Annotated in this window: 13 protein-coding genes and 1 pseudogene; 5 read left to right on the top strand and 9 right to left on the bottom strand. The window is 39.5% G+C overall.

Annotated elements, in window-relative coordinates:
• Positions 1-678 (bottom strand): transposase (locus tag JJE29_05145; GenBank protein ID MBK5252001.1); only part of this gene is annotated, 678 nt, incomplete at its 3' end.
• Positions 679-820: 142 nt separating this feature from the next.
• Between JJE29_05145 and JJE29_05140 the strand changes: the two genes are divergently transcribed.
• Complete coding sequence (locus JJE29_05140) at positions 821-1,180, top strand: VOC family protein (GenBank protein ID MBK5252000.1); 360 nt, start codon at positions 821-823, stop codon at positions 1,178-1,180.
• Between the two features lie 212 nt (positions 1,181-1,392).
• Positions 1,393-1,875, top strand: a complete 483-nt coding sequence (locus tag JJE29_05135; protein ID MBK5251999.1) for a QueT transporter family protein — start codon at positions 1,393-1,395, stop codon at positions 1,873-1,875.
• A gap of 306 nt (positions 1,876-2,181) precedes the next feature.
• Here JJE29_05135 and hflC read toward each other — a convergent pair whose 3' ends face one another.
• From hflC to JJE29_05100, 7 genes are all read right to left on the bottom strand, one after another.
• Positions 2,182-3,210, bottom strand: coding sequence for a protease modulator HflC (gene hflC / locus JJE29_05130; protein ID MBK5251998.1), 1,029 nt, complete (start codon positions 3,208-3,210; stop codon positions 2,182-2,184).
• A complete protein-coding gene (gene hflK / locus JJE29_05125; GenBank protein ID MBK5251997.1) occupies positions 3,210-4,148 on the bottom strand; it encodes an FtsH protease activity modulator HflK in 939 nt (312 codons plus the stop codon). Before hflK ends, hflC begins: the two co-directional genes overlap by 1 nt.
• Before the next feature lie 142 nt (positions 4,149-4,290).
• A complete protein-coding gene (locus JJE29_05120) occupies positions 4,291-4,893 on the bottom strand; it encodes a 3'-5' exonuclease (protein MBK5251996.1) in 603 nt (200 codons plus the stop codon).
• An 81-nt stretch (positions 4,894-4,974) separates the two neighbouring features.
• Positions 4,975-5,205 carry a hypothetical protein gene (locus JJE29_05115; protein ID MBK5251995.1) on the bottom strand — a complete coding sequence of 77 codons (231 nt, stop codon included), beginning with the start codon at positions 5,203-5,205 and terminating at the stop codon, positions 4,975-4,977.
• Between the two features lie 309 nt (positions 5,206-5,514).
• Positions 5,515-5,817, bottom strand: a complete 303-nt coding sequence (locus JJE29_05110) for a hypothetical protein (protein MBK5251994.1) — start codon at positions 5,815-5,817, stop codon at positions 5,515-5,517.
• 98 nt (positions 5,818-5,915) lie between these two features.
• The gene (locus JJE29_05105; protein ID MBK5251993.1) at positions 5,916-6,746 is read right to left on the bottom strand and encodes a deoxyribonuclease IV; all 831 of its coding nucleotides are present in this window, start codon (positions 6,744-6,746) and stop codon (positions 5,916-5,918) included.
• A 12-nt stretch (positions 6,747-6,758) separates the two neighbouring features.
• The gene (locus tag JJE29_05100; protein MBK5251992.1) at positions 6,759-7,643 is read right to left on the bottom strand and encodes a DegV family protein; all 885 of its coding nucleotides are present in this window, start codon (positions 7,641-7,643) and stop codon (positions 6,759-6,761) included.
• Positions 7,644-7,983: 340 nt separating this feature from the next.
• On the opposite strand from JJE29_05100, the gene JJE29_05095 reads away from it, so the two are divergent.
• From JJE29_05095 to cadA, 3 genes are all read left to right on the top strand, one after another.
• Positions 7,984-9,693: an IS1634 family transposase gene (locus tag JJE29_05095; protein ID MBK5251991.1), complete on the top strand. Its 1,710-nt coding sequence runs from the start codon at positions 7,984-7,986 to the stop codon at positions 9,691-9,693.
• A gap of 159 nt (positions 9,694-9,852) precedes the next feature.
• Complete coding sequence (locus tag JJE29_05090; GenBank protein MBK5251990.1) at positions 9,853-10,206, top strand: winged helix-turn-helix transcriptional regulator; 354 nt, start codon at positions 9,853-9,855, stop codon at positions 10,204-10,206.
• Entirely contained in the window at positions 10,203-12,287 is a 2,085-nt protein-coding gene (cadA, locus tag JJE29_05085) for a cadmium-translocating P-type ATPase (protein MBK5251989.1), read from the top strand. The genes JJE29_05090 and cadA overlap by 4 nt, the downstream gene beginning before the upstream one ends.
• 110 nt (positions 12,288-12,397) lie before the next feature.
• Here the strand turns inward: cadA and JJE29_05080 are convergent.
• Positions 12,398-12,822 (bottom strand): annotated as a pseudogene (locus tag JJE29_05080) (hypothetical protein).
• Positions 12,823-12,830 lie beyond the last annotated feature (8 nt).

Here is a 12,830-nt window from a genome sequence, read left to right as displayed (position 1 = left end):
ACGCTGTTCTTTGTCATGAAGTTTCTTGATTGCTTTGAGGTTTTTCAATTGTCCAAGTTTCTTTCTGACTGCTCTAAAACGCCGCTTGAAAAACTTATTTTCATGCCCGTTGCCAAAGAACTTGACCTTGCCATCAGATGTTTTAGCTACTGCGGGAACTTTGAGGCCTAAATCAACGCCCATGATGACGTCAGATTCAACGGGTGTAGGAGATTCTTCATCAACTGCAATTTGTGCAATCCATTTGCCGGATTTCTGGGTGATGCGAAGCATACCAAGCTTAGCAGCATCTTCAATTAAAGTTTTTTGATAATCATTAAAGATGGCTTTAACTTTAATTCGCTTGGACTTGTTGCTAATCAAAACAGGAAACTCGAGTGCATTTTCCTTGATTCGATAGTTTTGATTGTTCCAAAGACACACTGGTTTTTTCAAAACAGGAACAACCCCAAGCTTCTTTGATTTCCGATAGACACTTTTGGCATCACGAATCGCTTGATTTTTAATCGCACTTGGCATAAGGGCATTAACATCTTTCGACGTGAGTTTAAGCACATTTTTAGCATCAACCATTTCAGAAACAGTTTCATTAACTGTTTTGATGTAGGTTTTGCTAATCGAAATCAGTAGTTTTTCTTGTTCAATTGTAGGCAATAACTTGATTTTAACCGTTCTCATAGTGATACCTCGCAAACGTTTGTTCTACTTGAATTATACTAGATTATGGAAAGAATATCAAGACCGTCGCCTTTCATCCCCATAGCTAAAGCAAGGGGCTTTTCAGCGACAGTTGGTAAATAAATCAATTGGAGGCTTCAAAATGCATAAATTCGCTCATGTAGGCATCAGTGCAAAAGACATGGAAGAGTCAATTAAATTCTATACAGAAATTCTGAAGTGCAAAATTTTAGAAGACAGAACCCATCCTGGCATGCGTCTTGTTTTCCTTGACGCAGGTGGAACCGTAGTCGAGCTTGTCTATAGAGAAGAAAACTGCGTACTTCCTGACGGACCTGTCAACCACATGGCCTTCGATGTTGAAAACCTTGACAGCGAAATTGAATTCCTTAAAAAAAGCAACATTTCCCTCCTCGGAAATCCAAAAACCGTAGGCAAATCAAGAATCATATTTTTTAAAGGCCCAAACGGCGAGAAGATAGAGTTCTCAGAACACCTATAGAAATATTTCCTTTCTCTTTACCTACAACTTGTCAAAAGCCAATCACTATGCTAAAGTATGTTAGAAGACAGTTCGCAAGCCTCCTGTCTATAAACAAAACTACGGCATACAATGAAGTGAATCTCGCTCTATTGACTATGTCGCCGTCTTTTCTCGGAAAAGGCGGCTTGTTAAGGCTTGCTGATATTAATACCATATTGGGAGGTTTTTTTATGAAATCAATAGTCAATACCCGTTTCATCGCAAGAACAGCAATCATAGCCGCTCTTTACGCAGGCCTGACAATCGGACTGGCTCCAATCAGCTACATGGCAATCCAATTTCGGTTATCGGAAATTTTGACGCTCTTGGTCTTTGTCAACCCGATTTTCGCTCCAGGCCTAGTTCTTGGGACAGTAATTGCCAACCTGTTCAGTCCTCTCGGTATGATTGATGTAATTTTCGGAACCATCGCAACTATTTTGAGTGTTCGCTACATGATTATCTCAAAAAACATTTGGATGGCATCGCTCTTTCCAACCATATTCAATGGAATAATAATAGGCGCAGAATTGCATTTCGTATACGCCTTGCCCTTGGTGCTGACAATGCTGCAGGTTGCTGTAGGCGAATTCGTTGTCGTTACCGTCATTGGAGTGCCTCTTGTAAAACTGCTCCTTAAAAACAAGGCATTCATGGAAAGCATCGAAAACTGATTGCAATGCACGCAAAAGACCCTTCAGCCAAAATGGCCGAAGGGTCTTTGTATATAAACAATATAATTTTGATGCTAGGCGCAGTGAGCAAGCGGGTCTTCATATCAATAGCCATCCGGCTAAAGTCCCTGATTGTGAAACATCGCCCGATTCTTGCTTTTCACAGCTTTGGATAAAGCCAAACCGTTAGAAATTCACTTTGGCCTTGGCCCGATGCGAAGCGAGTTTGTGAATTTCAGGTTTTGCTGAAAGACAACGCTCAATGAAAAGCAGATGCAGGGCGCAGTGAGCAGGCAGGTCTTTAGCTTACTCCGTTCCGTACAAATACTTTGCAAATTCAGAATCGGCTCCAATTACAAGCTTGGTCTTCTCTCCCAATGTCTTCTTGTAACTCTCAAGCGTTCTGTAAAAAGCATAGAACTCAGGATCCTTGTTGTAGGCATTTGCATAAGTCTCGAGAGCCAAAGCATCTCCTTCACCCTGGATAGTCTGGGCTATTTCATAGGCTTCAGCTTTTAAGATGGTGACTTCCTTTGAGGCCTGCGCTGTCATTATCTTGTACTGCTCTTCCCCTTCCGCGCGGAACTTATTGGCTATTTTTTGCCTTTCAGTCCTCATACGGTTGAAGATATTCTCGTAGTTGCTTTCGGGCAACTCGGTCTTCGCTATACGAACATCGATAACTTCCATTCCAAAATTGCTCACTTCTTCATTTGTATTTATTCTGATTTGATTTGTCATGGCATATACATATGCTTTGTCTGAAATCAAGGTGCTTCCATCAGTCAAACCGATTTTTTCATTCAATTTGGAGTACATTATATCATCCAACTTTGTATTGGCGCTTCTTATATTGTTGACGGTTATTCTGAACAGAAGAGGATTTCTAATCACCCATTGGGCATTGTTATCTAGGACTATCTTCTTCTTGTCGGAAGTTGTGACCTCTCGTGCCAGTGTGTTATATGTCAGAAGACGTGAGGTGTATTTTTCAACTTGATCAATAACCGGAACCTTGAAAAACAATCCCTTGCCCTCGCGAATCTTCACATCTTTAAACTGAGGAATATCATATATTTCAGCTTCCAATTCAGGTGTTATTTTTTCCACAATCACCGTTTGAACCTCACCGAATCTGGTAATCACGGCCTGTTCCATTTCATTTACGGTAAAAAGGGAATTAGTGGCTATAATATATGCCAAGAATACTAACACGACAATCATTATACCTTTTTTCGAAATATCCGGTGTCTTGAAGCGTCTTTCTTGGCGCTCTTCTCCGTCTGATCCGTGAACTTCAAATTTCTTTTGGAACTTGTTAAATAAATCCTCCATTATTGGATACCCCCTTCGCCAGTCACGCCTTGGAGCGGAAGAAATTTAAGAGTGTTTCCATCTTCCCCTACAATATAGATTTCCATACCCGGAAGAACTTCCTCTAATGTCTCAAGATAGAGACGCGTTCTTGTGACAGCCTTTCCAAAAACATATTTCTCATAAACGGCATTGAAGTTGGCAACATCTCCGTTCGCTCTCCTTATCCTATCTTCCCTATATGCCTCGGCTTCCGAAATAAGCTTCGACGCCTCACCTCTGGCATCCGGAATAACCCGGTTCTCATAAGAAAGAGCCTCGTTTATTTTGCTCTCCTTGTCAGCCTTTGCCCTTGAGATGTCTTTGAATGAATCATCCACTTCTTTGGGGGGATAAACATCCTGAAGCTGTACTGCCGTAATCTGCAATCCTATTCCATATGAATCACAAATTCCCTGCAAATCACCCCTTATCTCCTGCTGTATACCAACCTTGTTGTCTGTTAGCACCTCGTCCACATTGTTGTTCGCGACGCTACGTCTGATAGTCGACACGGCAACCGTATTGAGCGTACCTATCTGGTCATCCACATTGAACAGGAATTTCTTGCTGTCTGAAACCCTGAATTGCACAATTGCCTCGACATTGACCAGATTTTCATCCCCTGTAAGCATCAGCGAATTATTACTCAAACTTCTGTCATACGATGGGAGCATTCCCGGATCAGCTTCATTCGCTGTTGCGAATCCGAATTCGAGACGCCTTACCTCCGCAACGTTTACAGTATACCTCTGTTCTATAAGAGGAATCTTCCATTTGAGCCCCGCCTGAGTCTCGGTTCTTGCGTATTCCCCAAATCTTGTGATTACCGTCTCTTCCCCCGATTCGATAGTATATATGCCATTATAGGCCACAATCGCTATAAGAATCAGAAAGAAAAATATCATTGATTTTTTCAATATGTTTGCCTCCTTTTTTAATGTACCATTCCATAGTAACATATAAACATTCGGTTTATTTTAAAGAAATTAATTTTTCACTGATTTGCAACTTAAACACCCCCCTTATATAACGAAAGGGAGGTGTCTTAAACAAAACGATTTATCTGGTTTCAGCTTCCGCAAGAGCCTTTTGGGTAATGTACCCTCTGTCTATCCCTCTGACAAAACTTAAATACGTAGCAGTCACATCGTAACGCGCATCGTGATATGCTATCGATTCTGATTCAAAAAGTTTTTTGGTTTCTTCAAGAACCTCTTCTTCTCCCACACCCATGAAATGGACCAGTTCCTGTAACTTGGGGAACTTGGGGTCTCCATCCTTCCTTTTCAATTTACAGGTTTCTTTAAGCTTTCTCATTGTGCAATATTGTGAAGCAAATGTAAATTCCTGTTTGCATCTTCCGAATTCCTTTTTCATGAACATTTTATCAAAACTGAAGTTGTGCGCCACAAGAACATCCGCTTCAGTAAAATCCTTCTTTATTTCGTCGATGCTATCCTTGAATTCATGATTTTCCGAAAGCTCTTCAAGTTTCCCCGGTGTAAATCCGTGAATCTTGTATGCCTCCAGCTCCATAAACATCACTTTGAAAAAGAAATTTTTTGCTTTCACTTCGCCATCATCATCCATTATATAAGACAGTTGGCAAATCTGTCCCGGTTTCAAACCCGTTGTTTCTGTATCAAAAACCAATGCCTTCATTAAACTACCTCTAATCCTTTTTCCTTAATTATAGGCAATTATATTGATTTGGTCAAACGCAGCGGTTTTTGGGGTCAATTTTCAATTCGGATATTCTCCGGTCCTGAAAACATTCTGGATGGGAGGCACCGCACAAGTATATATTTTTTCTATTTTTCCGTCCTTTAATTCTAGAATTACTGGACAAACCAAATTGTCCTTTTCTCCTCTTGCCATTACTATGCATGGGTATCCCCATAGGTTCTTGTAGAAATTTACTTTTAAAAGTCCCCAAGAAGAATAGTCGGATGGAAAGTATCCCAATTCCGTCATATGACATCACATCCTCATTGGCTTTATTCTTTTATTCAAAATTAAATTGCAAATTCCTTCTTTTGACAACAAAAAACCTCTTTTTTTTCCGGAGGTTTTTTGTTGTCTTTATTTTTCTTTGCATTTATTATTTTGTCTTTCATCTTTCATCTTTCATCTTTTATCTTTTATCTTTTATCTTTTATCTTTTATCTTTTATCTTTTATCTTTTATCTTTTGTTCTTTGTTCTTTATTCTTTATTCTTTATTCTTTATTCTTTATTCTTTATTCTTTATTCTTTATTCTTTCCACTTTCTACTTTCTACTTTCTAGTGCATCATACTTTGTATTATCTTATCGGATGGAATCTTGACATTTATATCCTCGGAATCGAAACTCGGCAAACCGTTTTTTTCTGCCTCTTCAGATACAACTTCGATCATCGCTTCCATAGTAAATTGGACAACCGCAAGCATTTCAATAATCTCAACAGGCATTTCTTCCGGATTGTCATATCTCTCATCTAGATAAGCTTGCAGGTTTTGAGTTACCCCATCCGCTACATCCTGATAGTTTAACGCCTTTTTGTTAGCAATTATGTCATTTAATCTAATTACAACTTCCTTTGTCATATAAAACCCTCCTTTTCTATTTTATTCAAGGGTCGAATTATTATTATAGCCATCCTACTATTTTTTACCTATAAAATCAAGCTTCTTTCTCTTTTGGGCTATATATCCAAGGCCTTTCTCAAAATTTCAATCTCTCTTTTATAGCCCGACAAATCGTTGGGTGTCTCCAGCAATATAGGTCTTTTCGAGATTTCGGGATGCCCCGCAAAAGCCAGGAGTGCTTCCAGACCTATCTTGCCTTCTCCAAGACATGCGTGGCGGTCCTTTCCGCTCCCGCATATATTCTTGCTGTCATTCAAATGAACGGCAGCAAGTTTTTCGATGCCAATTATATCATCAAACCTTGCCAGTATATCATCCGGATTATTTGCAATATCGTATCCTGCATCGAAAATATGGCATGTATCTATACAAACTCCCAAATTTTCATTGTATTTGACTCCGTCAATAACTGCCCGAAGCTCCTCAAAACTTCTTCCAATTTCAGTACCCTTTCCTGCCATTGTTTCAAGAAGCACAAGAGTAGTTTCGTTTCCCGTAAGTATTTCATTTAGTCCCTCTGCTATGCGTTTAGTTCCGTATTCTACACCTTTTCCCGTATGGTTCCCCGGATGAAAATTGTACAAATGGCAAGGCAATTTTTTTAGGCGGTCTAGGTCCCTCCGCATGGTTTCCTTTGCGAATTCCCAAGTCTGAGGCTTATGGGATGCCATATTGATTGTATACGGAGCATGCGCAAGAATATCGCCAAAATTATTTTTCTTCATAAGTAGGGCCAAGGCTTTAACATCGCTCAGAGCGAGCTCCGCAGCCCTTCCTCCTCTGGGATTCCCAGTAAAGAACTGGAATGTATCCGCACCGATTTCCAAGGCTGTTTTCCCCATTTTTTCATATCCATTTGCAACTGACAGATGGCATCCTATTCGCATGAAAACACTCCTCTATTCAATCGGTTCAATTTGCCCCATGGGCGGTTCTTTATCGAGGAAAAAAAGCGCCAATGTTCCTGGCCCCGAATGGGCTCCTATGGCGCATCCTATGAAATTGATCATGATATCTTTTGTTTTGAATTTTTCTCTTATCAATTCAGCCATTATTTCGGCCGATTCAATGTCGTCTCCATGGTTTATTCCTATGCATTGATTCTCAAGAAGCGCGCCTCTTTCTTCTATTATTTCTATCATTCTTCTGTGCAAATGCTTCCTTCCCCTTGTTTTTTCAATTGGGATGAGGGATCCATCCTGCACATCAAGTATGGGCTTCACATTCAACAGACCTCCTATGAATGCCTCCGTTTTCGATATTCTTCCACCCCTATAAAGATAATCAAGCTTGTCAACAGTAAAGACATGCTGCATGTGGACTGCGTAGAAATTTACGGCTCTCTCAATCTCTTCAAGGGAACATCCCTTCTTGGCCATTTGAGCAGCCTTAAGTACAACAAGCCCCATTCCCCCCGATGCACATTTAGTGTCTATAATCTTAATGCGCTCGTCTATCCCCAAATTTTTTTTATTCAAATTCCCGACCACTATCCTTGCCGCATCGCATGTTCCGGACAATTTCGATGAGAAGCTTAGGTAAATACACTCCCTATCAATATAGCTGTTAATAACCTTCAGCAATTCCGCAAGTGGAATTTGAGCTGTCCTGTACACCTCACCCAATCGCATCCCTTCAAAAAGTTCTTTCGGATCAATAGTAACACCGTCAAGCCGCTCTTCATCCCCTTGATTAACCAATAAAGGCATGACCTCAATATCGTATTTTTCAATTATTTTTTTATCTAAATCGCAAGCACTGTCCGTAATTATTTTTACGCCCATATTTCTTCCCCCCATGAATCCTGTATCAGAAACATCTTTTTTACATCTATTGCCATTTTTATATGTTCCGATACTCATTAGCCATTATAAAGTATATAGGCTCTTCCATCAAGTCATTGACAATTTTATTGGTTGATATTATACTGAATGAATGAACATATATTCATATATCAGGAGGCAAACCATGGGAACTCCACACTTTTGCAGTTGTTTTTCATATAGAACTAGCTTAAAGTAAGTTGGACCAATCGGTTCGGCTATTATTTTTATATTTTTTCTTTCATATTACTATCGTGTAATTGCGTGTAATGTGGTATAATATATACAAGAGGTGAATATCATGTTTTTGAAAAAATCTAAATATAAAAGTGGTCGAACTTATCTTTCTATTGTTGATAGTTATTATGATAAAAACAAAGGCTACTCACGAACTAAAACTATAGAAAAAATTGGATACTTAGACGAATTTATAAATAAATTCGAAGATCCAATTGCACATTTTTCTCAAATCGTTGAGCAAATGAAAATTGATAAGAAAGAAAGTAACACACCAATTAACCTAGAGTTCTCTCCTAGTCAAAAACTAACAGTTGGTACAAATAAGCGAAAAAACTTTGGCTACTCTGTACTTAGCTCTATTTATCACGAACTTGAAATTGATAAGTTTCTTATTAATCGCCAACGAAGCACTAAAATCGAGTCCAGTACCAATGATATGATGAAACTACTGGTTTATTCACGTTTGCTTAACCCTGCTTCTAAGAAAAAAACTTATGAAAATAAGGATATGTACTTTGAAAAAAATAATTTCACACTAAATGATTTGTATCGCTCTTTGACTTTTTTAAATAAAAAAAGTAATGAGCTTCAGTTATGGATCAATAATCGCATCAAAGAAAAATACAATAGAGACACCAGTGTTGTTTATTATGATGTGACTAATTATTACTTTGAAATAGATAAGCAGGATGAGCTTAGAAGAAAAGGTGTTTCTAAAGAACATAGACCTAATCCAATTGTTCAAATGGGGTTATTTATGGACACTAACGGTATCCCTATTGCATTTGATTTGTACCCTGGAAATACAAATGATTGTTTAACTTATCGTCCTACACTTTCTCGTATAAAAAAAGAATACGAATTAGGAAAAACTATTGTTGTTGCTGATAAAGGCATGACTACTGGAGACAATATTTACTATACACTTTCTGCTAAGGACGGCTATGTATTTAGTATGTCTGTTAGAGGTGGCAATAAAGAACTTAAAAAATTTGTCCTTGATCAAAACGGCTATGAATGGTTAAGTAGTGAATACAAACGAAAAGATCGCTTGTACCCTCGTGAAATCAAAGTCACTGGAACGAGTGGTAAAAAATTATCTAAAACTGTTCATGAAAAGCAAGTTGTCTTTTATAGTGAGAAGTATGCAAAAAAAGCTCGTGCTGATCGCGCTACCGCCATTGAAAAAGCTATGAAACTTGTACAAAGTCCTAGTGGATACTCACGTGCTACTTCTTATGGTGCCGCAGGTTATGTTAAAAATTTAGAGTTCGATAAAAAAACTGGTGAGATCTTAAATCCCGGAAATACGTTGTACCTAGATGAAGAGAAAATAAAACAAGAAGAAGCACTAGATGGGTATTATGTAATAATAACAAGTGAATACAAAGAATCTTCGGATTCTATTATTGAAATGTATCGAGGACTATGGAGGATAGAAGAATCATTTAGAGTTACAAAGAGTGATTTAGAATCAAGACCAGTTTATGTTTCTAGAGAAGACCACATCAAAGCTCACTTCTTGACTTGCTTCGTAGCTTTGGTCATCGCTAGAATTTTAGAATTAAAACTAGGGAGAAAGCATAGTATAGGGACAATAATCGAAAGTCTTCAGAAATGTAGTTGTACCAATATCCAACAAAACTATTACTTCTTTGATTACTTTGACGAAGTGTTAAGAGATATCGAAATTGCTACAAACGTTGATTTATCAACAGAAGTACGCACTTTGAAAGAAATAAAAAAAAATTTAGCAAACACTAAAATTTGATCTATTGCGCTATGAAAATATGCAAAAACACAAACCCCGCAAACCCACTGATTACAGTAGATGGCGGGGCACTTTTTTAATATTTTGCTGCAAAAGTCAGGATATAGGCTCTTCCATCAAGTCATTGACAATTTTATTGGTTGATATTATACTGAATGAATGAACATATATTCATATATCAGGAGGCAAACCATGGGAACTCTACCTTTACTTACTACAAAAACAACAGAAATGCTTTCGGACCTTTTTAAAACATTGGGCGATTCGACTCGAATTAAAATAATTTGCTCCCTTTTTCAAGGGGAAAAATGTGTACATGAGATATCGGATTTACTCGAAATGACTCCTTCGGCTGTTTCACACCAATTGAGGATTCTAAAACAAAGCAGTTTGGCGAAATGCAGACGTGACGGCCGTCATATGCGCTACTCTTTGGATGACAACCACGTGGAAGAAATCTTCAGACTAGGTCTTATCCACATAGAACATATCCACAAGGAGCCGCTAAAATGATCAGAAAAGATTTCACTCTTAATCATCTAGGATGCGCAAGCTGCGCAGGTAAAATTGAAAAAAGAATACAGGCCTTGCCGGAAATAGAATCTGCCGAAATTGTTTTCTCTCTCAAGAAGCTTATTCTCGAAACTGACAGTGAAAAAAGCATGACTTCTTCCATTCCCAAAATAAAATCCATTATCAAATCCATAGAGCCAAATGTCAATCTTATTGAAACACCGTCTTCAGCATCGCCCCTTGCCACCTGGTTCGAGCTTGCCGGAAAGCATAAATATTTGCTCTTTGCTGCTATACTTTTTATTATTTCTTTCATTGTACAAAATGATTACATTGCATTTACACTGCTCTTTGTCGCCTATATGCTTTCAGGCTACTCTGTCATACTTTCAGGCCTTAAAAACCTGTTCACTGGATCGGTCATGGACGAAAAATTTCTGATGACAATAGCCACCCTAAGCGCTTGGGCAATAAACAAGCCCCATGAAGCCGTTGCTGTCATGTTATTCTTCAGCATAGGAGAAATCTTCGAAGACAGGGCTGTAGACGATTCTCGAAACGCTGTGAAAAGCCTTCTGAAGATGACGCCTAGCGTCGCTACAGTATGCATAGACAACTTGCTTCTCGAAACACCCCCGAAGGATGTCCTGGCAGGTTCTATAATCTTAATAAGACCGGGAGAACGAATTCCTCTTGACGGAACGATTCAGGAAGGAAAATCCTTAGTAGACACGTCAGCCATAACGGGAGAATCCACGCCACTCAATCTTAAAATAGGAGACCTCGTCTTCAGCGGTTCTATAAACAAAACCGGTTCCCTCAAAGTTCGTGTAGACAAGCCCTATGAGGAATCTACAATCAAGCGAATTATGACTCTTGTGGAAAATGCCGTATCCAAAAAAGCTGCGACCGAAAAATTCATCACCCGCTTTGCAAAGGTATACACTCCTCTAGTAGTTTTTGCCGCAATTGCGATGGTAATATTATTTCCGTTGTTAAATATTTTCACAATTCGAGAAAGCATTTACAAAGCCGCAGTATTTCTAGTCATATCCTGTCCATGCGCTCTTGTAGTATCGATTCCTTTGGCTTTTTTCAGTGGTATCGGAGCCGCTTCAAAGCACGGAATTCTAATCAAGGGCGGCAATCATCTGGAAACGCTTGGAAAAGTCAAAACACTTCTTTTCGACAAAACAGGTACACTGACAAACGGCACATTCAACATAACCCGAATCAAATCCGTATCCGGTTTTTCGGAGAACGAAATCCTTAGCTATGCGGCTCATGTCGAAAGCCGTTCCACACACCCGATTGCGATTTCAATTCTATCTGCATACGGCAAGAAGGTTCTTCAGAATTCAATAGAAGATTTTCAGGAAATTCCAGGGAGAGGCGTACAGGCTCTTATAGACGAAAAGCTTATTCTTGTAGGAAATTCCCATCTCATGAGTTCATTCAATGTACTGCATGAAACCGTTTCATCGGTAGGCGTAGTAATATATGTCGCAATAAACAACATATATGCGGGCCACTTAATAGTATCCGATACTCTGAAAGACAGGGTTTATGATGGGCTAAGCCAGCTTAGATATGAAGGCATAAATAAAATGATTATGGTCTCTGGAGACAGAAAAGAAATTGCAGAGAATCTGGCCTGGAGTCTCAAGTTTGACGCTTGCCACGCAGACCTGCTTCCAGAGGAAAAGGTATCTGTTGTAGAGGAATACGCCAATAAACAAATAATAGGATTTGTCGGAGACGGAATAAACGACGCCCCTGCTCTGGCAACGGCAAATGTAGGAATATCTATGGGAGCCTTGGGTTCCGATGCAGCCATAGAAGCCTCCGATGTAGTTATAATGAATGACGATATAGGGCGCATTGCAAAGGCCGTAAGCATATCAAAAGCAGTCCGCGCCATATCCCTTCAAAACATAACGGTCGCTCTAGGTGCAAAAATTGCAATAATGATTCTCGCGCTATTTGGACTGGCCAACATGTGGGCGGCCGTTTTCGCAGATGTAGGTGTAACCCTTCTTGCTGTCCTAAACAGCATCAGAATTGTAAAAAAAAGATATTGATTTGCGTATTCCTACTCTTCTCTGAATATTTTTTCTACGCAACGATAAAAGCAGAGATTTGAAGGTTGATTCCTTCAAATCTCTGCTTAAAATTTTTCTATTCAGCCGCCCTAAACAGCCACGGCGCAAAGCACGAGAGAAAGGTACTTCTCTTCGGTGGACGCCCCTCTCGATGTGAGAACTATAGGCACCTTGGCCCCTCTATGATTCCGGCCATTCTTGAATTAGCCGAATAGAGAAGTGCTTTGCCGAGAATGTTTCCTACTGTGATATTTGGAACAACCATAAGATCCACGTCCCCCGTCACCGGGCTTTTAAAGCCCTTTATCTCGGCGGATTCTTTGCTCATGACAAGGTCTTATGATATCGGACCCTCCACTATGCAGTTCGCCAGTTCCCCTGATTGGTTCACTTTCTCCACTGCCGCAAGGACTGCTTCCAATGTGTGCGTATCATGCGCGCATACGACAGCTACCGTCTTTTTGTCCGCCACGCTCTTTACTTCCTCTATCAATTGGTCAAAGTTTTTTATCATTTCATGTC

The organism is Peptostreptococcaceae bacterium (genome assembly GCA_016649995.1).
In the GTDB taxonomy this organism is placed as follows: domain Bacteria; phylum Bacillota; class Clostridia; order Peptostreptococcales; family BM714; genus BM714.
The sequence above is the reverse complement of the archived record's forward strand: the minus strand, read 5'-3'. Positions and strand labels throughout refer to the sequence as shown.